Annotated in this window: 21 protein-coding genes; 4 read left to right on the top strand and 17 right to left on the bottom strand. The window is 68.4% G+C overall.

The annotated features are described in order from the left end of the window. Window positions 1-46 precede the first annotated feature (46 nt). From sspA to zapE, 7 genes are all read right to left on the bottom strand, one after another. Complete coding sequence (gene sspA / locus HIR79_RS07820) at window positions 47-673, bottom strand: stringent starvation protein SspA (protein ID WP_169957895.1); 627 nt, start codon at window positions 671-673, stop codon at window positions 47-49. A gap of 142 nt (window positions 674-815) precedes the next feature. Next, window positions 816-1,583 (bottom strand): cytochrome c1, encoded by a 768-nt coding sequence (locus HIR79_RS07815; protein WP_169957894.1) that lies wholly within the window; start codon window positions 1,581-1,583, stop codon window positions 816-818. Further along, window positions 1,583-2,842, bottom strand: coding sequence for a cytochrome b (locus HIR79_RS07810; protein WP_169957893.1), 1,260 nt, complete (start codon window positions 2,840-2,842; stop codon window positions 1,583-1,585). Before HIR79_RS07810 ends, HIR79_RS07815 begins: the two co-directional genes overlap by 1 nt. After that, the gene (gene petA / locus HIR79_RS07805) at window positions 2,842-3,435 is read right to left on the bottom strand and encodes a ubiquinol-cytochrome c reductase iron-sulfur subunit (RefSeq protein WP_169957892.1); all 594 of its coding nucleotides are present in this window, start codon (window positions 3,433-3,435) and stop codon (window positions 2,842-2,844) included. Before petA ends, HIR79_RS07810 begins: the two co-directional genes overlap by 1 nt. 224 nt (window positions 3,436-3,659) lie before the next feature. After that, a complete protein-coding gene (rpsI, locus tag HIR79_RS07800; RefSeq protein ID WP_110068132.1) occupies window positions 3,660-4,049 on the bottom strand; it encodes a 30S ribosomal protein S9 in 390 nt (129 codons plus the stop codon). A 13-nt stretch (window positions 4,050-4,062) separates the two neighbouring features. After that, window positions 4,063-4,491, bottom strand: a complete 429-nt coding sequence (rplM, locus tag HIR79_RS07795; RefSeq protein ID WP_169957891.1) for a 50S ribosomal protein L13 — start codon at window positions 4,489-4,491, stop codon at window positions 4,063-4,065. 173 nt (window positions 4,492-4,664) lie between these two features. Next, a complete protein-coding gene (gene zapE / locus HIR79_RS07790) occupies window positions 4,665-5,852 on the bottom strand; it encodes a cell division protein ZapE (RefSeq protein ID WP_169957890.1) in 1,188 nt (395 codons plus the stop codon). Between the two features lie 195 nt (window positions 5,853-6,047). On the opposite strand from zapE, the gene HIR79_RS07785 reads away from it, so the two are divergent. Next, the gene (locus HIR79_RS07785) at window positions 6,048-6,497 is read left to right on the top strand and encodes a Z-ring associated ZapG family protein (protein WP_169957889.1); all 450 of its coding nucleotides are present in this window, start codon (window positions 6,048-6,050) and stop codon (window positions 6,495-6,497) included. A 154-nt stretch (window positions 6,498-6,651) separates the two neighbouring features. On the opposite strand, the gene HIR79_RS07780 is transcribed toward HIR79_RS07785, so the two are convergent. After that, complete coding sequence (locus HIR79_RS07780; RefSeq protein WP_169957888.1) at window positions 6,652-7,413, bottom strand: Nif3-like dinuclear metal center hexameric protein; 762 nt, start codon at window positions 7,411-7,413, stop codon at window positions 6,652-6,654. A 102-nt stretch (window positions 7,414-7,515) separates the two neighbouring features. Between HIR79_RS07780 and HIR79_RS07775 the strand changes: the two genes are divergently transcribed. Further along, a complete protein-coding gene (locus HIR79_RS07775) occupies window positions 7,516-8,769 on the top strand; it encodes a S1C family serine protease (RefSeq protein ID WP_110068136.1) in 1,254 nt (417 codons plus the stop codon). An 84-nt stretch (window positions 8,770-8,853) separates the two neighbouring features. On the opposite strand, the gene hisD is transcribed toward HIR79_RS07775, so the two are convergent. From hisD to HIR79_RS07730, 9 genes are all read right to left on the bottom strand, one after another. Beyond that, window positions 8,854-10,173 carry a histidinol dehydrogenase gene (hisD, locus tag HIR79_RS07770; RefSeq protein ID WP_169957887.1) on the bottom strand — a complete coding sequence of 440 codons (1,320 nt, stop codon included), beginning with the start codon at window positions 10,171-10,173 and terminating at the stop codon, window positions 8,854-8,856. A gap of 119 nt (window positions 10,174-10,292) precedes the next feature. Beyond that, window positions 10,293-10,943, bottom strand: coding sequence for an ATP phosphoribosyltransferase (gene hisG, locus HIR79_RS07765; protein ID WP_110068138.1), 651 nt, complete (start codon window positions 10,941-10,943; stop codon window positions 10,293-10,295). A gap of 19 nt (window positions 10,944-10,962) precedes the next feature. Next, a complete protein-coding gene (gene murA, locus HIR79_RS07760; RefSeq protein WP_169957886.1) occupies window positions 10,963-12,225 on the bottom strand; it encodes a UDP-N-acetylglucosamine 1-carboxyvinyltransferase in 1,263 nt (420 codons plus the stop codon). Between the two features lie 12 nt (window positions 12,226-12,237). Beyond that, complete coding sequence (locus tag HIR79_RS07755; protein ID WP_110068140.1) at window positions 12,238-12,492, bottom strand: BolA family protein; 255 nt, start codon at window positions 12,490-12,492, stop codon at window positions 12,238-12,240. Between the two features lie 123 nt (window positions 12,493-12,615). Next, a complete protein-coding gene (locus HIR79_RS07750; RefSeq protein ID WP_110068141.1) occupies window positions 12,616-12,951 on the bottom strand; it encodes an STAS domain-containing protein in 336 nt (111 codons plus the stop codon). Then, on the bottom strand, window positions 12,948-13,601 hold the full coding sequence (locus tag HIR79_RS07745; protein WP_169957885.1) for an MlaC/ttg2D family ABC transporter substrate-binding protein: 654 nt from the start codon (window positions 13,599-13,601) through the stop codon (window positions 12,948-12,950). The genes HIR79_RS07750 and HIR79_RS07745 overlap by 4 nt, the downstream gene beginning before the upstream one ends. A gap of 44 nt (window positions 13,602-13,645) precedes the next feature. Next, window positions 13,646-14,110 carry an outer membrane lipid asymmetry maintenance protein MlaD gene (gene mlaD / locus HIR79_RS07740; protein WP_110068143.1) on the bottom strand — a complete coding sequence of 155 codons (465 nt, stop codon included), beginning with the start codon at window positions 14,108-14,110 and terminating at the stop codon, window positions 13,646-13,648. A gap of 54 nt (window positions 14,111-14,164) precedes the next feature. Then, window positions 14,165-14,947 (bottom strand): lipid asymmetry maintenance ABC transporter permease subunit MlaE, encoded by a 783-nt coding sequence (gene mlaE, locus HIR79_RS07735; protein WP_110068144.1) that lies wholly within the window; start codon window positions 14,945-14,947, stop codon window positions 14,165-14,167. Then, complete coding sequence (locus HIR79_RS07730; protein WP_169957884.1) at window positions 14,944-15,756, bottom strand: ABC transporter ATP-binding protein; 813 nt, start codon at window positions 15,754-15,756, stop codon at window positions 14,944-14,946. The genes mlaE and HIR79_RS07730 overlap by 4 nt, the downstream gene beginning before the upstream one ends. Window positions 15,757-15,922: 166 nt before the next feature. Here HIR79_RS07730 and HIR79_RS07725 point away from each other — a divergent pair, with 166 nt between their 5' ends. Next, a complete protein-coding gene (locus HIR79_RS07725; RefSeq protein ID WP_169957883.1) occupies window positions 15,923-16,879 on the top strand; it encodes a calcium/sodium antiporter in 957 nt (318 codons plus the stop codon). A 32-nt stretch (window positions 16,880-16,911) separates the two neighbouring features. Beyond that, window positions 16,912-17,907, top strand: a complete 996-nt coding sequence (locus HIR79_RS07720; protein ID WP_169957882.1) for a KpsF/GutQ family sugar-phosphate isomerase — start codon at window positions 16,912-16,914, stop codon at window positions 17,905-17,907. The last annotated feature ends 16 nt before the right edge of the window (window positions 17,908-17,923 follow it).

Raw genomic sequence — 17,923 nt, 5'->3', positions numbered from 1 at the left:
CAGGCCCTCCGGATTGCGGCCCCCGGCCGGGCCGGGGGCGGTGTATTCAGCTGCGCATCTCGCGCTCGATTTCGCTCAGCGAGGCCTTGAAGCCCTCACGCTCGAAGACCCGCTCCATGTAGCCGAGCAGCGGCTTGACCTGCTTCTCGGGCAGCTCGATGCCGAGTGCCGGGAGACGCCAGAGCAGCGGCGCCAGGCAGCAGTCCACCAGGGTGAACTCCTCGCTCATGAAGTAGGGCATGTCCTCGAAGATCGGCGAGATGCCGATCAGGCTCTCGCGCAGCTCCTTGCGCGCCTTGTCCGCCTCCTTCTTGGGCCCCTTCTCGATCTGCTCGACCAGCGGGCACCACTCGCGTTCGACGCGATGCATCCACAGCCGGCTCTGGGCACGCGCCACCGGGTAGACCGGCAGCAGCGGCGGATGGGGGAAGCGCTCGTCCAGGTACTCCATCATCACCTTGGACTCGTAGAGCACCAGCTCGCGATCCAGCAGGGTGGGCACGCTGTTGTAGGGGTTGAGGTCGGCGAGCTCCTCGGGGTGCTGCTCGTCGGTGACCTCGACGATGTCCACCGCCACGCCCTTCTCGGCGAGCACGATCCGTACGCGATGGCTGAGGTGATCAGCACCACCCGAGTAGAAGATCATCGACGACCGCTTGGCCACTACACCCATGAAAGAATCCTCGCATCAGTTCGAACGGCAATGATAACACGACAGCGGGCAGCGGGAGGCCGTGCTCCCAGGCTGCCAGCAGAAACCACAGGGGGCGCATGACCCTCGGCCATGCGCCCCCGAACGTCACCACCGCAGTGGATCAGTGGATATCGCGCCAGTACTCACGCTTCAGCAGGTAGGCGATGACACCGAAGATGAAGATGAAGATCAACACCTTGGGCGCCAGGGCCTGAGCCTGGAGCTTGGAAGGCTCGCCCACGTAGACCAGGAAATTGGTCAGGTCGTACATGGCCTCCTCGAACTCGTCCGGCTCCATGCTGCCCGGGCGAGTGATCTGCAGCACCTCGCAGGACTGGTACTTGCCGGTCAGCGGGTCCAGCTCGGCGCCCGGCAGCGGCCGGTCGCTCTCGCTGCACACCATCTCCTGCACGCCCTGCAGGGGCTCGAGCACGTTGGGCATGGCCGACGCCTCGAGCACGGTGTTGTTGACGCCGAGCGGCTGACTCGGGTCACGATAGAACCCCAGCAGATAGGAGTAGATGTAGTCCGCTCCCCGCAGGCGACTGAACAGCGTCAGATCGGGCGGTGCCACACCGAACCAGTTCTCGGAGTCACCCGACTGCATGGCAACATGCATCTGGTCGTTGAAGGCCAGCTCGCTGGAGAAGATCAGATTCTCCTCGATCAGGTCCTGGGGAATACCCAGATCGGCAGCGGAGCGGGCGAAACGATGGTGCTCCAGAGAGTGGCAGCCCATGCAGTAGTTGACGTAGAGCTGCTTGCCACGCTGCAGGGACGCCGTGTCGCTGAGGTCCGGCGACATCGAGTGCGGCATGTCCGGCAGCGGAGCCGCCATGGCCGCGAACGGCACCAGCGCGAAGAGCAGTGCGAAGAGTTGCTTTTTCATTAGCCAGTCACCCTCTCCGGAACGGGTTTGGTCTTCTCCAGCCTGGTGTAGATCGGCATCAGCAGGAAGAAGGCGAAGTAGATCGCGGTGCACAGCTGCGCCACCGCAGTGCGGAGCCCTGTGGCCGGGATGGCGCCGAGGACGCCCAGGACCACGAAGCTGATGGCGAACAGGGTCAGCATCACCTTGGACATCCAGCCCTTGTAGCGCATGGAGCGCACCGGGCTGCGATCGAGCCAGGGCAGCACGAAGAGCACCGCGATGGCACCGCCCATGAAGAGCACGCCGAGGAACTCGGCCTGCAGCGGGCCAATATTGAAGGTGATCGCACGCAGGATCGCGTAGAAGGGCGTGAAGTACCACACCGGCGCGATATGGTCAGGCGTCACCATCGGGTTGGCGGGCTCGAAGTTCGGACGCTCGAGGAAGTAGCCGCCGCCCTCGGGGAAGTAGAAGATCACCGCCGCGAAGACGAACAGGAACACGGCCACGCCGACGATGTCCTTCACCGTGTAGTAGGGGTGGAAGGGGATGCCGTCCAGCGGCTTGCCGGTCTCGTCCTTCTTCTCCTTGATGTCGATGCCGTCCGGGTTGTTGGAACCCACCTCATGCAGGGCGATCAGGTGCAGCACCACCAGCGCCAGGATCACGATGGGCAGGGCCACCACGTGCAGGGCGAAGAAGCGGTTCAGGGTGATACCGGAGATCAGGAAGTCACCGCGAATCCACTGGGCCAGGTCGGGACCGATGAACGGGATGGTGGCAAACAGCGAGATGATGACCTGGGCACCCCAGTAGGACATCTGCCCCCAGGGCAGCAGGTAGCCCATGAAGGCCTCGGCCATGAGCAGCAGGTAGATGGCCATGCCGAAGATCCACACCAGCTCGCGGGGCGCCTTGTAGGAGCCGTAGAGCAGGCCGCGGAACATGTGCAGGTAGATCACCACGAAGAAGGCCGACGCACCGGTGGAGTGCATGTAGCGAATCAGCCAGCCGTACTCCACGTCGCGCATGATGTACTCGACGGAAGCGAAGGCACCCTCTCCCGAGGGGTTGTAGCTCATGGTCAGCCAGACGCCGGTGAGGATCTGGTTGACCAGCACCAGCAGGGCCAGCGAGCCGAAGAAGTACCAGAAGTTGAAGTTCCTGGGCGCGTAATACTTGGTCAGGTGGTCCTGAACCATCTGGGTGGCGGGGAAGCGATCATCGACCCAGCGCATCAGGCCCTTTTCTGCCTTCGCCTTGTTCGGGTTACCCATCAGGCAGTCTCCTCGTCTTCACCGACAATGATGATGTCGTCGGTCTCGAAGCGATACGGCGGCACCTCCAGGTTGCTGGGCGCCGGCACGTTGCGGAATACGCGACCCGCCAGGTCGAAGTAGGAGCCGTGGCAGGGGCAGAAGAAACCGCCCGGCCAGCCACTCATGTCGACCGCATCGGGCTCGGGACGGAAGAGCGGCGAGCAGCCCAGGTGGGTACAGATGCCGATCAGCACGCCAATCTCGGGGCGGATGGAGCGCAGCGGGCCACTGATGTAGGCGGGCTGCTGCTGCACCTGCGAATCGGGATCGGACAGGCGAGAGCCGTCGAAGCTCTCGGTGCGCTCGATCATCTCCGGCGTGCGGTTGATGATCCATACCGGCCGACCGCGCCACTCGACGGTCATGCGCTGCCCCGGCTCAAGCTTGGAGATATCCGCCTGAACCGGCGCACCCGCCGCTCTCGCCCTGGCACTGGGCTGCCAGGAAGCCACAAAGGGGACCGCTACCCCGACGGCACCCACCGCACCCACGACGGTGGTGGCACCTACGAGGAAACGGCGCCGACCCTTGTTTACGCCGTTATCTGCCATTTCAAGGTTTCTCCCATCAGCTTACCCGTTGATCCATCACGGGCGGAAAAGCATCCCGCGACCACGGATACCAAATGCGCACTATAGTAAGAAAATGCGGCTCACCATACAAGGACAATGACCCTTGACGAAGGTGTAACACGCCCGTCAAATCATTGATCCTAAAACAAAAACGCCCGAGTCGTAGACTCGGGCGTGAGCGTCTCTGGCGCGATAATCGGCGCTTAACGCTTGGAGAACTGCGGGCGACGACGCGCCTTGCGCAGACCCACTTTCTTACGCTCGACCTGACGAGCGTCGCGGGTCACGTAGCCGGCCTCACGCAGCTGGCTGCGGAATTCCTCGTTGTACTCCATCAGGGCACGGGTAATGCCGTGACGGATGGCACCGGCCTGGGAGGAGCCGCCGCCGCCCTTGACGGTCACGAAGACGTCGAACTGGTTCAGGGTGTCGGTCAGCTCGAGCGGCTGGCGGACCACCATGCGGCCGGTAACGCGGCCGAAGTACTGGTCCAGCTCAAGGCTGTTGACGGTGATCTTGCCGGTGCCCGGCTTCATGAAGACACGGGCGGTAGAGGTCTTGCGGCGCCCGGTACCGTAATACTGCTGTGTCATGGCGAAGACTCCCTCAGATGTTCAGTTCTTGCGGCTGCTGGGCGGCGTGCGGATGCTTGGCACCGGCATAGACCTTGAGCTTGGAATACATGGCGCGGCCCAGCGGACCCTTGGGCAGCATGCCCTTGACGGCGCCTTCGATGATGCGCTCGGGCGCATGGTCGAGCAGCTTGTCGAAGGTCATGGAGCGCAGGCCACCGGGGTAGCCAGTATGACGGTAGTAGGTCTTGGCCTTGGCCTTGTTGCCGGTGACCTTCACCTTCTCGGCGTTGACGACGACGATGTAATCGCCGGTGTCGACGTGCGGGGTGAATTCCGGCTTGTGCTTGCCACGCAGGCGACGAGCGATTTCGGTGGCCAGGCGGCCGAGCGTCTTGTCCGTGGCGTCGACGACATACCAGTCGCGCTGGACGGTCTGCGGCTTAGCAGTGAACGTCTTCATGGAGCTATCACCAGTTCAAGTGTATTGGGTTCTCAGCCGGCTCTCCGGCATGGAACCATCCCTATTCTTCTTGGTTGCCACCCGCCGGGGCTCGCCGCGTGGCGAACAGAAACGGGGACAACGAGTAGAGCGCGCGAATTCTACACGAGATCACGCCAGGGACGCAATGCTGATCACGGCTTGTGGGGCAGCGCCAGGTACTCGTGGGACTGCATCTCCTGCAGCCGCGACAGCGTGCGCTGGAATTCGAACTCGAGGCGGCCATCGGCGTAGAGCCGCTCGGCGGGCACCTCGGCGGACATCAGCAGCTTGACGCCGCGGTCGTAGAACTCGTCGACCATGTTGATGAAGCGCCGCGCCTGGTCATCCGTCGCCCCGCGCATGCGGGTGACATTGGCGACCAGCACGGTGTGAAACTCGCGAGCCAGCTCGATGTAGTCGTTCTGGCTGCGAGGGCCATCGCACAGCTCCCGGAACTCGAACCACACCACGTCATCGTGCAGCCGCCGGGCACGCAGCACGCGATGGTTGATCTCGATGGGGGCATCCGCCTCGCCCTCATGGCCGGCGATCTCCCGGAAGCTGCGTGCAAGCTCGCTCTCCGCGGCGGCATCCAGCGGCGCATGGAAGATCTCGGCGCGCTCCAGGGCGCGCAGCCGGTAGTCGATGCCCGAATCGACGTTGACCACCTCGCAGTGACGCTTGAGCAGCTCGATGGCCGGCAGGAAGCGCGCCCGCTGCAGGCCCTCCTTGTAGAGGTCGTCGGGCACGATGTTGGAGGTCGCCACCAGCACCACGCCATGCTCGAAGAGCGCCTCGAGCAGGTTGGCCAGGATCATCGCGTCGGTGATGTCCTTGACGAAGAACTCGTCGAAACAGATCACCCGCGCCTCGCTCGCGAACTTGGCGGCGATCAGCTTCAGGGGGTTCTTCTCGCCCTTGTAGTGGGTCAGCTCGTTGTGGACCCGCTGCATGAAGCGGTGGAAGTGGGTCCGCATCTTCTCCGGGAAGGGCAGCGACTCGTAGAAGGCGTCCACCAGATAGGTCTTGCCGCGCCCCACCCCGCCCCAGAAGTAGAGGCCGGTGACCTCGGGCAATACCGGCTCGGGCGCCGACGCCTGACGGCTGCGCTTGCCGAACAGGCCTGCCATGCGCGAGGCGATCTTCCCCTGGGGAGGCACGGCCCGCGGCCGGCGCCGCGGAGCGGCCATCAGGTCGTCATGCAGACGCTGCAGGTGGGCGACCGCCTGCTCCTGGGCGGGGTCGTACTGGAAGTCGTCCCGCTTCAGGTCGGCGCGATAGCGCTCGGTGGGCGACAGGCGAGCGTCTCGGGACTCGGGCGGGGTCGGCGTGGCACTCATGCGGGGTTCGGACCATCTCGGCTGTAGGTGGCTGCGCATTATACGCATATGAGGCCGAGGCACACACCGCCATGACCCCATCAGAGGGGCGCGTTGACCCGCCGCTGCGGCTCGGCCCTATAATGGGCGCCCGGGGCCTCGCCCCAGACGGGCCCGCACCGAGGCGGGCCGATCCACCGCCGCAGGGAGACAGACGTGGACGCAAGCAAGATCAACTGGATTCTGGCCATCGCCTGCCTGCTCGCCGGCATCGGGCTGGGCGCGCTGGGCTACCACCTGCTCAACTCCAGCGCCGCCAGCCTGCAGAAGCTGCGCCGGCGCCTGGCCGAGCGCGACCGTGAACTGGCGGCCCTGCGCGATGGCGTGGACGATCACCTGGGGGAGATCTCCCGCCTGGTGAGCGCCCTGCAGCGCGACGGCGAGGCGCTGGCCAACCGCCTGGCCCAGGACGCCAGCCGCCTGGGCGGCAAGGGCGCCCCGCGCGCCGGCCTGGAGGCCAGCCCCGCCCGCCCTCCTGCGGTCGCGGGCGGCGAGGAACCGGCGATGCCCCGGGACTATGCCGATGGCACCGGCGGCACCCTGTCGGAGGATTTCGGCCTCAAGGACGACGAGGACGCCAAGGCGCCTCAGCCGCCCCGCTACTGAGGCCGCCGCGGCACCCTCTCAGAGCTCTCGACAAGGTCTCGGCCTCAAAGACGATGAGGACGCCAAGGCGCCCCAACCGCCCCGCTACTGAGGCTGCCGCAGGCTGATGCTACCGCGCCCCGACCCCGTCGGGGCGCGGTTGTTGGGCAGTGCCTCAAGCCGGGTTATCGATATCCACGAAGCGGTGTTCGAGCCCGAACTCGCCGGCCAGCCACTCGCCCAGCGCCTGGACCCCGTAGCGCTCGGTGGCATGGTGCCCTGCCGCCAGGTAGTGGATGCCGAGCTCCCGGGCCAGGTGGGTGGTGCGCTCGGAGATCTCGCCGGAGATGAAAGCGTCGGCACCCGCCTCCCAGGCCGCGGTGATCATGTCCTGGGCGCCCCCCGTGCACCAGGCCACCCGGCGAATTTCGCCCTGGCCCGGCGCCTGTACCAGCAGCGGCTCGCGCTCGAGCCGCTGACCCACGTGGGCGGCCAGGCCGCGGGCATCCAGCCCCGTCGGCGGCGAGCCCAGCCACAGCAGCCCCTCGCCCGGCTCGCCGTCGGCGCAGCCCTGCACCCGGAACGCCAGCCGGCGAGCCAGCTCGGCGTTATTGCCCAGACTGACATGGGCATCCAGCGGCAGGTGATAGGCCAGCAGGCTGATGTCGTGGGCCAGCAGGGTGCGGATGCGCCGGCGCTTCATGCCGGTGATCGCCACCGGCTCGTTCTTCCAGAAGAAGCCGTGGTGCACCAGCACCAGGTCCGCTTGCCAGGCCACCGCCTCGTCGAGCAGCGCCTGGCAGGCGGTAACGCCGCTCAGCACCCGGCGCACCGTCTCGCGGCCCTCGACCTGGAGGCCGTTGATCGTGTAGTCCTTGAAGCGTTCCGCCGCCAGTTCCCGGTCACAGGCGGCCACCAGCGCATCGCGATTCATCATGGAGAGCTCCCTACGTCTGCGGGGTGACAATGTTACAATTGCCCCATTGTACCGGCGGGGCCACCCTCCCCGCGACCGCCCGCCACAAGGACGCCGACCCGCATGCCTCGCCTTCTGCGCTCGCTCACGCCCTACCTGCTGCCGATCACCATCGGGGTGCTGCTGGCCGTGGTGCTGCTCAACACCTTCCCGCAGCTGAGCGGACGCCAGGCGGACCCCACACCGCCGCCGCAACCCACGGTCCAGCCGCCCCCGGCGCCATTGAGCGTCTCCCCCCGGGTCGAGGCACCGCAGGAGAGCGAACCGCGCCCCGCCCCGGAGCTGCGCCAGGCCGCCCCGCTCTCCCGCGAGCAGGGGCCGGTAAGCTACGCCGCCGCCGTGGAGAAGGCGGCGCCGGCGGTGGTCAACATCTACTCCTCGCGGGTGGTGGAGCGCGACCAGCACCCGCTGATGTCGGACCCCTTCTTCCGTCAGTTCTTCGGCGACGACGTGCCCGCCCGCCAGCGCATGCTGTCGAGCCTCGGCTCCGGGGTGATCGTCAGCGAGGAGGGCTATGTGCTGACCAACCACCACGTGATCGGCGGGGCCGATCAGATCCAGGTAGCGCTGCGCGACGGCCGCGAGACCCTGGCCGAGGTGATCGGCACCGACCCGGAGAGCGACCTGGCCGTGCTGCGCATCGACCTCGACTCCCTGCCGGTGATCGAGCTGGCCGACTCCACCGAGGTGGCCATCGGCGATGTCTCGCTGGCCATCGGCAACCCCTTCGGTGTGGGCCAGACCGTCACCATGGGCATCATCAGCGCCACCGGACGCAGCCACCTGGGCCTCAACGCCTACGAGGACTTCATCCAGACCGACGCCGCCATCAACCCCGGCAACTCCGGCGGCGCCCTGATCAACGCCGAGGGGGCGCTGGTGGGGATCAATACCGCCATCTTCTCGCGCTCCGGCGGCTCCCAGGGCATCGGCTTCGCCATCCCCGCCAACCTCGCCGCCAACATCCTCGAGGAGCTGGTCACCCAGGGGCGGGTGATTCGCGGCTGGCTCGGCGTCGAGGCCCAGGAGCTCAACCCGGAGCTGGCCGCCTCCTTCGGCCTGCAGGCGCCCCGCGGGGTGGTGATCGCCGGCGTGGTGCCGGACGGCCCCGCCGACCGGGCCGGCCTCCAGCCCGGCGATGTGCTGCTGGCCATCGACAACCGCCCGATCCTCGATGCGCGGGTCACCATGTCCGACATCGCCGCGGTGGCCCCCGGCGAGACGCTGCCGCTCACCGTGGTGCGCGGCGGCGAGACGCTGCAGGTCACCCTGGAGGTGGGCGAGCGCCCGGCACCGGAGCTGCGCCGCCCGGAGTAGCCTGTCGCGCCCCGCACCAACGCAGGAGGCCCCGCCATGGCGGGGCCTCCTGCGTCTCGACCGAACCGTCCGACCGGCTCGGGCTCACTCCTTGATGCGGTACTCGGCGCTGCGCGCGTGGGCGGTCAGCGACTCGCCGCGGGCCAGCACGGAGGCCACCCGGCCGAGTCGGGACGCTCCCTCGGCGGAGCAATGGATGATCGAGGAGCGCTTCTGGAAGTCGTAGACCCCGAGCGGCGAGGAGAAGCGCGCGGTGCCCGAGGTGGGCAGCACGTGGTTGGGGCCGGCGCAGTAGTCGCCGAGCGCCTCCGCGGTATAGCGGCCCATGAAGATGGCCCCGGCGTGGCGAATCTCCGGCAGCCAGCCCTCGGGGTTGGCCACCGAGAGCTCCAGGTGCTCGGGGGCGATGCGGTTGATCAGCACCACCGCCTCCTCGCGGCTGGCGCACCGGATCAGGGCGCCGCGACGGGAGAGCGACGCGCGCACGATCTCCTCGCGCTCCAGGGTCGGCAGCAGCCGATCGATGGCGGCCGCCACGGCGTCGAGGTGCTCGGCGTCCCAGCTCACCAGGATCGACTGGGCATCCTCGTCGTGCTCCGCCTGGGAGAAGAGGTCCATGGCCAGCCACTCCGGGTCGGTGCCACCGTCGGAGACCACCAGGATCTCCGAGGGGCCGGCGATCATGTCGATCCCCACCTGGCCGAACACCGCGCGCTTGGCCGTGGCCACGTAGATGTTGCCGGGCCCGACGATCTTGTCGACCCGCGGCACTGTCTCGGTGCCGTAGGCCAGCGCCGCCACCGCCTGGGCACCGCCCACGGTGAAGACCCGGTCGACGCCGGCCAGGTGGGCGGCGGCCAGCACCAGCTCGTTGAGCACGCCGTCCGGGGTCGGCACCACCATGATGATCTCGCGCACCCCGGCCACGTGGGCGGGAATGGCGTTCATCAGCACCGAGGAGGGATAGGCCGCCTTGCCCCCCGGCACGTAGATGCCGGCGCGGTCCAGCGGCATCACCTGCTGGCCCAGCACGCTGCCGTCGGCCTCGGTGTAGTGCCAGGACTCGGGCTTCTGACGCTCGTGGTAGACGCGGATGCGCTCGGCGGCCTGGGCCAGCGCCTCGCGCTGCTCGGCGGGCAGGCCGTCATAGGCCTGGCGCAGCCGTTCGGCGGACAGGGTCAGCTCCGCCATGCCGGTCGCCGAGAGGCGATCGAAGCGGTTGCTGGCCTCCACCAGGGCCTCGTCACCGCGGGCCTTCACCGCCGCGATGATCTCGTCGACGCGGTGCTGCACCGCGGCGTCGGAGACCCCCTCCCAGGCCAGCAGGGTCGACAGGCGGTCTTCGAAGCTCGCCTCGGCAGTGGCAAGCCGGGCGATGCCGGAGGGGGCGGTTGTCTCGGTCATGGCAGCTTCCGTCATCAATCGGGGAGGACTCTATTGTTCGGGCCCGGGGGCCAGGGGGCAAGGGGGCTTGAGCTATGGCGTCGAGACGCCATGGCTATCATTCCTCCAACCCCGCCGGTTCAGGCCAGGGTTTCCCGGCGCGCGGCCACGGCCTGGCCGAGGCGCTCCAGCAGCGGCTTGATGCGCGCGTGCTTCATGGTCATGGCGGCCTTGTTGACCACCAACCGGGTGGAGACCTGCGCGATCAGCTCGCGGGGCTCCATGCCGTTGGCCCGCAGGGTGTTGCCGGTGTCGACGATGTCGACGATCTCGTCGGCCAGGTTCATCAGCGGGGCCAGCTCCATGGCGCCATAGAGCTTGATCACCTCGGCCTGGATGCCCTGCTCGGCGTACCAGCGGCGCGCCACCCCGACGAACTTGGTGGCCACCCGGCGCCTGGCGCGGGCCGGCTCGGCCCCGACGATCCCGGCGGTCATCAGCTTGCAGCGGGCGATCTCCAGGTCCAGCGGCTCGTAGAGCCCCTCGGCGCCGTGCTCGAGCAGCACATCCTTGCCGGCGACCCCCAGGTCGGCGGCGCCCAGCTGCACATAAGTGGGCACGTCGGTGGCGCGGATCACCACCAGCTTGACGTCGGGCAGGTTGGTGTCGAACAGCAGCTTGCGGCTCCTGCCCAGGTCCTCGGCCGGGGTGATGCCGGCATCGGCCAGCAGCGGCAAGGTCTCGTCGAGTATGCGGCCCTTCGAGAGGGCCAGGATCAGTTGTTTGCTCATGCTCTTGCCTTGGTCGTCCTTAGCCCGGCACGCGACGAATCTGCGCGCCCAGCAGCTGCAGCTTCTCCTCGATGCACTCGTAGCCGCGGTCGATGTGGTAGATGCGGTCGACCAGGGTCTCGCCCTCGGCCATCATCGCCGCGATCACCAGCGACGCCGAGGCGCGCAGGTCGGTGGCCATCACCGGGGCACCGGAGAGGCGCTCGACCCCCTCGATCACCGCGGTATTGCCCTCCAGGGCGATCCTGGCGCCCATGCGGTTGAGCTCCTGGACGTGCATGAAGCGGTTCTCGAAGATGGTCTCCACCACCCGGGAGGTCCCCTCGGCCACCGCATTCATGGCCACGAACTGCGCCTGCATGTCGGTGGGAAAGGCCGGATAGGGGGCGGTGCGGATGTTCACCGGCCGCGGGCGCTTGCCGTGCATGTCCAGCGCGATCCAGTCGTCGCCAGTGGTGATCTCGGCACCGGCCTCCTCCAGCTTGGCGAGCACCGCCTCGAGCATATCGGCGCGGGTGCGGCGCACCTTGACGCGCCCCCGGGAGAGTGCGGCGGCCACCAGGAAGGTGCCGGTCTCGATGCGGTCGGGCATCACGTCGTGGTAGGCGCCGTGCAGGCGCTCGACCCCCTCGATGACGATGGTGTCGCTGCCGTGGCCGCGGATCCTCGCCCCCATCTTGATCAGGCACTCGGCCAGATCGACCACCTCCGGCTCCCGGGCGGCGTTCTCGAGCACAGTGGTGCCGTCGGCCAGGGTGGCCGCCATCAGCAGGTTCTCGGTGCCGGTCACGGTCACGGTATCGAAGAAGATGGTGGCGCCCTTGAGACGGCCATCGACCCGGGCGCGAATGTAGCCGCCCTCGACGCGGATCTCGGCGCCCATGGCCTCGAGGCCACGCAGGTGGAGGTCCACCGGGCGCGAGCCGATGGCGCAGCCGCCGGGCAGGGAGACGTCGGCGTGGCCGAAGTGGGCCAGCAGCGGCCCCAGCACCAGGATGGAGGCGCGCATCTTCTTGACCAGCTCATAGGGCGCATCGCAGTGCTTCACCTGGGCGCCGTCGAGCTGAATGGTCATCTTCTCGCCCATCACCGGCTCGACACCGAGGTGGCCGAGCAGCTCCAGGGTGGTGGTGATGTCCTGCAGGTGCGGCAGGTTGCCGATGGTCACCGGCTCCTCGGCAAGCAGGGTGGCGCACAGGATCGGCAGGGCAGCGTTCTTGGCGCCGCTGGCCCATACCTCGCCGTCGACCGGCCCGTTGCCGGTGATGATCAACTTGTCCATGGGGGCTCGATCTCAGGCACCGGCGTTTTCCGGCGCGCTTTCCCACTGCGCCGGGGTATAGGTCTTGATGCTCACCGCGTGCAGGGCGCCGGAGGCGATCTCGTCGGCCAGCGCCCCGTAGATGAGCTGCTGGCGCTTGACCGGCGACAGGCCCGAGAAGACCTCGCCCACGGCCACCACCTGGAAGTTGCAGCCTTCGCCCTGAATATGGAACTCGCAGCCTTCGATGCGCGCATCGAGCAGCGCCTTGACGTCGCTGGGGTGCATGGTGCGGCACTCCTGTCTATTAAACGGGAAGGCCACCGGGCGCGGCGCGGCCGATGGCACGAAACGGGGATGGCCCATGGTAATGAAAAGCGCGTCGCTTGGCGATCTCGGCAGGCCATCGCCTCAGGCAGCGTCGCTCTCCACCGGGAGCAGGCGCTCCAGTCCGGCGAGGTCGGTGAGCCGGCGCAGGGCCGGCGAAAGGCGCACCGCCTGCAGCTTGAGGCCGGCGGTGCGCGCGGCCCGGGCCCACTCCAGCAGCACGCTGAGCGCCGCACTGCTGACGTCGGCCACGCCGGTGAGGTCGAAGCTGACCCGGGTACCGGCGGGCTGGCTGGCGAGCCAGCCGCGCCCCGCCTCGGCCAGGGCCGCGGCGGCCTCGAAGCCCACCCGCCCCTCGACCTTGAGCGCGCTGCCGTCGGCCTCCAGGCAGACGTCCGCGCCCTCGAGCAGCCGGGTCATGCGCTGCCGCCCTCCTCGAGCTCCTCGACGGCCAGCTCCGGCGCCCAGTTGTTGATCACGGCGTCATAGTCGCGGCCCTGTTCGCGCATGGCCTGGTCGAACTGGCTGCGGAAGGTGAGCCCCAGGTTGATGCCGTTGACGATCACGTTGACCACCCGCCACTCGTCGCCGGAGAGGCGCAGCGAATAGCTGACCGGGTAGACCTGGCCATTGGTCGCGACCACCTCCATGTCGACGCTGGCCTGGTCCTCGTGGCGCTGGGGGCGCTGGCTGTTCAGCACCCGCAGCTCACGATAGTCGAAGGTGACCAGGCCCTTGGTGTAGGTGTCGATCAGGGTCTGGCGGAAGGTGTCGGCAAACCGCGCGCGCTGCTGGGGCGTGGCATTCTGGAAGTAGCGCCCCATCACGCTGGCGCCGATGTAGCGGAAGTCGGCGATGTCATCCAGGCTCTCGTCGACCAGCGCCTTGAGCTCGTCGAGGTTGTCGGCGAAGTAGTCGCGACGCCCCTCGATCTCGGCGGTGAGCGTCTCGACGCTGTCACGGATCACCTGCTCGGGGGAGCGCTCGGGGGCGGCGCTGGCCGGCAGGGCGAACAGGGCCAGCGCCAGGCCGGCCAGCAGGGCACGCACGGGAAGAAAAAGACGGCTCATGCAGAAACTCTCCTTGAAGGGGGCACAAAGCGGTACCGCTCAGGTCAGTCGCTCATCATGTTGGACAGGAACTGCTGGATGAGTTCTTCCAGCACCACGGCCGACTGGGTGTCGCGAATGGTGTCGCCGTCGGAGAGGGTCTCGGGGTCCCCGCCCACGCTGAGCCCGATGTACTGCTCGCCGAGCAGCCCCGCGGTGAGGATCGCCGCGGTGGTATCCCGGGAGAGCCTGTCCTCCAGGTCGCCGTTGAGCTCGAGAATCACCCGGGCATCGTACCAGTCGGTGTCGAGCTCGATGGCCGAGACCCTTCCTACGGTGACGCCGGCCATGGTGACCCGCGCCCGCGGCTTGAGGCCGCCGATATTGGCGAAGTTGGCCTCCAGGCGGAAGGTGTCGCCGGGCGCCTGGAAGGTCAGCCCGCTGACCCGCAGGCCGAGGAATACCAGGCCGAGGATGCCGGCGAGCATGAACAGCCCCACCCCCAGCTCCATCATCTTGCTGCGTTTCATCGTTTCTCTCCGAACATCAGGCTTGCGGGGCGTCTCTTCCTGTCGGGCATCCGCTCAGGAGAGGCCACCGAACATCACCGCGGTCAGCACGAAATCGAGGCCGAGGACCGCCAGCGACGAGTAGACCACCGTGCGGGTGGTGGCCCGGGAGATTCCCTCCGAGGTGGGCACCAGGTCGTAGCCCTGGAACACCGCGATCCAGGTCACCACCACCGCGAACACCAGGCTCTTGACCATGCCGTTGCCCACGTCGCCGATGAACTCGACGCTGGACTGCATGTTGCCCCAGTAGGAGCCCTCGAAGACGCCGAGCCACTCCACGCCCACCAGGTAGCCGCCGTAGATCCCCACCACGCTGAAGCCGATGGTGAGCAGCGGCAGGGCCACGAACCCCGCCCACAGCCGCGGAGCCACCACCCGGCGCAGCGGGTCGACGCCGATCATCTCCATGCTGGTGAGCTGCTCGGTGGCCTTCATCAGGCCGATCTCGGCGGTCAGCGCCGAGCCGGCGCGGCCGGCGAACAGTAGCGCGGCCACCACCGGCGCCAGCTCGCGCAGCAGCGACAGCGCCACCATCTGGCCCAGCGCCTGTTCGGCGCCGAAGTCCACCAGGATGGTGTAGCCCTGCAGCGCCAGCACCATGCCGATGAAGAGCCCCGAGACCAGCACGATGGCCAGCGACAGCACCCCCACGAAGTGCATCTGGCGCAGCCACAGGTGCCAGCCCTCCCGGCTGGGCACGCCCACCGCCGACTGGGCCACGAAGATGCCGGCCCGGCCCAGCGACTCGAGAAGCTCGCAGCCGCGCCGGCCGAGGCTGGTGATCCGCCCGATCATCGCCGCCCTCCCGCATTGAGGATATCGGTAAAGAAGTCCACCGCCGGATAGTGGAAAGGCACCGGGCCGTCGGGCTCGCCATGGACGAACTGGCTCACCCGGGGGTCCTGGTCCACGTCGAGCCCCTCGGGGGTGCCGTGGGCCATCACCTGGCCGTCGGCGATCACATAGACGTAGTCGGCGATGGTCAGGGTCTCCTTGATATCGTGGGAAACCACGATGGAGGTGAGCCCCAGCGCCTCGTTGAGGCGCTTGATCAGCTGCACCAGCACGCCCATGGAGATGGGATCCTGGCCGACGAAGGGCTCGTCGTAGAGGATCAGCTCGGGGTCCAGGGCCATCGCCCGGGCCAGCGCCACCCGGCGTGCCATGCCGCCGGAGAGCTCCGCCGGCATCAGCTCGCGGGCGCCGCGCAGCCCCACCGCCTCGAGCTTCATCAGCACCAGGTCGCGTATCATCGCCTGGGGCAGGTCGGTGTGAACGCGCAGCGGGAAGGCGACGTTCTCGAACACGCTGAGGTCCGAGAAGAGCGCCCCGCTCTGGAACAGCATGCCCATGCGCCGGCGCATGGCGAACAGCGCCCGGCGCGACTGGCGATGCACGTCCTCGCCGTCGATCAGCACGCGGCCGGCGTCGGGGACCAGCTGGCCGCCGATCAGCTTGAGCAGCGTGGTCTTGCCGGTGCCGCTGGGACCCATGATGGCGGTAATCCTGCCCCGCGGGATAACGAGATCGACGCCGCGAAAGATCTCCTTGTCACCCCGCGAGAAATGCAGACCCTCCACCACCACGAAGGGAGTGTCACTCATCGGCTCGTCAACTCTTTCGGAACCCTGGGGATAATTATCGAACATCGTATCCTAACTGCCCGGGCCGGCGCCAGCGAGACGCTCTTCGCCCCTCCCCCAGCGCCTTGCACTCCCCGTGGCCAGCGCGTTTAATGCGCCCTTCCCGCTTCTCCGCCAAGGACACCGCATGCTGGTACCGCTGATCGTCGTGCTGCTGGGCCTCGCCGCCCTGCTGTGGAGCGCCGACCGCTTCGTGGGGGCGGCGGCGGCCACCGCCCACCGGGCCGGCATGAGCACCCTGCTGGTGGGCATGACGGTGGTGGCGCTGGGCACCTCGGCCCCGGAGATGGTGGTTTCCACGATGGCCGCCCTGGACGGCATCCCCGACCTGGCCACCGGCAACGCCCTGGGCTCCAACATCGCCAATATCGGCCTGGTGCTGGGGATCACCGCCCTGATCGTGCCGATTCCGGTGCGCTTCTCCATCGTCCGCCGCGAGCTGCCGCTGCTGCTGGGTGCCACGGGCCTGGCCGGCTACGCCCTGGCCAACGGCATCCTCGGCCGCTTCGACGCCCTCTTCCTGCTGCTGCTGCTGGTCTTCAGCCTGTGGTGGCTGTTTCGCGCCGACTCCCCGGACGCCCCCCACCCCGACGCCGGCGAGATCCCCGACATGGCCCTGCCCCGGGCGCTGGCCTGGCTGGCAGCGACCCTGCTGGTGCTGGCCGCGGGCTCCCGCGCCGTGGTGTGGGGGGCCAGCGAGCTGGCTCTCGGCTTGGGGGTGAGCGAGCTGGCCATCGGACTGACCGTGGTGGCCATCGGCACCAGCCTGCCGGAGCTCGCCGCCTGCGTGGCCAGCGCCCTCAAGCGTCACCACGACATCGCCATCGGCAACGTGATCGGCTCCAACCTCTTCAACCTGCTCCTCGTGCTGCCGATTCCCGGCCTGCTGGCCCCCGGCCCCAGCGATCCCGCCGCCGCGGGCCGCGACTACCCGGTGATGCTGGCGCTGACCCTGGCGCTCGGCATGCTGCTGCTGTGGCAGCGCCGCGGTCGGGTCGGTCGCCTCCCCGGGGCCCTGCTGGCGGCCACCTACCTGGGCTACCTGGCCTGGGTCGGCGTGGCCAGCCTCGGCGCTGCCCCTTGAGTGAACCCGCGCAACAGGCAACAATCACCGCCATGACCCAACAGACTCCCCAGGCTCCGCACGCCTCGTCGCTGCGCGACAGCGCCCGGCGCACCCTGCGCCTCGAGCAGCAGGCCATCGGCGCGCTCATCGCCCGCCTCGACGCCGACTTCGACCGCGCCTGCCAGCTGATTCTCGCCTGCCGCGGCCGGGTGGTGGTCACCGGCATGGGCAAGTCCGGCCATATCGCCGGCAAGATAGCCGCTACCCTGGCCAGTACCGGCACCCCGGCCTTCTTCGTGCACCCCGGCGAGGCCAGCCACGGGGACCTCGGCATGATCACCCCGGGGGACGTGGTGCTGGCGCTCTCCAACTCCGGCGAGACCGCCGAGGTGACCGCCCTGCTGCCGCTGCTCAAGCGCATGGGCGTGCCCCTGGTCAGCATGACCGGCCGCCCCGCCTCGACCCTGGCCCGCCACGCCGAGGCCCACCTCGACGCCGGCGTGGAACGCGAGGCCTGCCCGCTGGACCTGGCGCCCACCGCCTCCACCACCGCCGCCCTGGCGCTGGGCGATGCCCTGGCGGTGGCGCTGCTGGAGTCTCGCGGCTTCACCGCCGAGGAGTTCGCCCTCTCCCACCCCGGCGGCAGCCTCGGCAAGCGGCTGCTGCTGCGCGTGGCCGACCTGATGCACGACGGTCCCCGGTTGCCCATCGTGCCGCTGGGCAGCCCGCTGCGCGACGCCCTGCTGGAGATCACCCGCCAGGGGCTCGGCTTCACCTGCGTGGTGGACGAGCAGGGCCGGCTGGCCGGGGTCTACACCGACGGCGACCTGCGACGCACCCTGGACCAGCACAGCGACCTCTCCGGCCTGACCGTCGACGCGGTGATGACCCGACCCGGCAAGCGAGTGGCACCGGAGATGCTGGCCGCCGAGGCGGTGAAGCTGATGGAGGACCACCGCATCTCCGCCCTGGCGGTGGTCGACGACGACGACCGGCCGGTCGGCGCCCTGCACATGCACGACCTGCTCGCCAGCGGCGTGATCTGACCCTCACCCCCCGAAC

Source organism: Halomonas sp. PGE1, from assembly GCF_013000985.1.
Lineage (GTDB): Bacteria > Pseudomonadota > Gammaproteobacteria > Pseudomonadales > Halomonadaceae > Halomonas > Halomonas alkalicola.
This window is presented reverse-complemented; position numbering and strand designations above follow the sequence as displayed.

Excerpts from the sequence above, each read along its gene's own strand:
- sspA (WP_169957895.1), bottom strand. The coding sequence starts at position 673 with ATGGGTGTAGTGGCCAAGCGGTCGTCGATGATCTTCTACTCGGGTGGT.
- murA (WP_169957886.1), bottom strand. The coding sequence starts at position 12,225 with ATGGACAAGTTGATCATCACCGGCAACGGGCCGGTCGACGGCGAGGTA.
- petA (WP_169957892.1), bottom strand. The coding sequence starts at position 3,435 with ATGGCAGATAACGGCGTAAACAAGGGTCGGCGCCGTTTCCTCGTAGGT.
- mlaE (WP_110068144.1), bottom strand. The coding sequence starts at position 14,947 with ATGATCGGGCGGATCACCAGCCTCGGCCGGCGCGGCTGCGAGCTTCTC.
- HIR79_RS07815 (WP_169957894.1), bottom strand. The coding sequence starts at position 1,583 with ATGAAAAAGCAACTCTTCGCACTGCTCTTCGCGCTGGTGCCGTTCGCG.
- HIR79_RS07725 (WP_169957883.1), top strand. The coding sequence starts at position 15,923 with ATGCTGGTACCGCTGATCGTCGTGCTGCTGGGCCTCGCCGCCCTGCTG.
- hisD (WP_169957887.1), bottom strand. The coding sequence starts at position 10,173 with ATGACCGAGACAACCGCCCCCTCCGGCATCGCCCGGCTTGCCACTGCC.
- hisG (WP_110068138.1), bottom strand. The coding sequence starts at position 10,943 with ATGAGCAAACAACTGATCCTGGCCCTCTCGAAGGGCCGCATACTCGAC.
- HIR79_RS07775 (WP_110068136.1), top strand. The coding sequence starts at position 7,516 with ATGCCTCGCCTTCTGCGCTCGCTCACGCCCTACCTGCTGCCGATCACC.
- HIR79_RS07720 (WP_169957882.1), top strand. The coding sequence starts at position 16,912 with ATGACCCAACAGACTCCCCAGGCTCCGCACGCCTCGTCGCTGCGCGAC.
- HIR79_RS07755 (WP_110068140.1), bottom strand. The coding sequence starts at position 12,492 with ATGCACCCCAGCGACGTCAAGGCGCTGCTCGATGCGCGCATCGAAGGC.
- mlaD (WP_110068143.1), bottom strand. The coding sequence starts at position 14,110 with ATGAAACGCAGCAAGATGATGGAGCTGGGGGTGGGGCTGTTCATGCTC.
- HIR79_RS07745 (WP_169957885.1), bottom strand. The coding sequence starts at position 13,601 with ATGAGCCGTCTTTTTCTTCCCGTGCGTGCCCTGCTGGCCGGCCTGGCG.
- HIR79_RS07750 (WP_110068141.1), bottom strand. The coding sequence starts at position 12,951 with ATGACCCGGCTGCTCGAGGGCGCGGACGTCTGCCTGGAGGCCGACGGC.
- HIR79_RS07730 (WP_169957884.1), bottom strand. The coding sequence starts at position 15,756 with ATGAGTGACACTCCCTTCGTGGTGGTGGAGGGTCTGCATTTCTCGCGG.
- rpsI (WP_110068132.1), bottom strand. The coding sequence starts at position 4,049 with ATGACACAGCAGTATTACGGTACCGGGCGCCGCAAGACCTCTACCGCC.
- HIR79_RS07810 (WP_169957893.1), bottom strand. The coding sequence starts at position 2,842 with ATGGGTAACCCGAACAAGGCGAAGGCAGAAAAGGGCCTGATGCGCTGG.
- rplM (WP_169957891.1), bottom strand. The coding sequence starts at position 4,491 with ATGAAGACGTTCACTGCTAAGCCGCAGACCGTCCAGCGCGACTGGTAT.
- HIR79_RS07780 (WP_169957888.1), bottom strand. The coding sequence starts at position 7,413 with ATGATGAATCGCGATGCGCTGGTGGCCGCCTGTGACCGGGAACTGGCG.
- zapE (WP_169957890.1), bottom strand. The coding sequence starts at position 5,852 with ATGAGTGCCACGCCGACCCCGCCCGAGTCCCGAGACGCTCGCCTGTCG.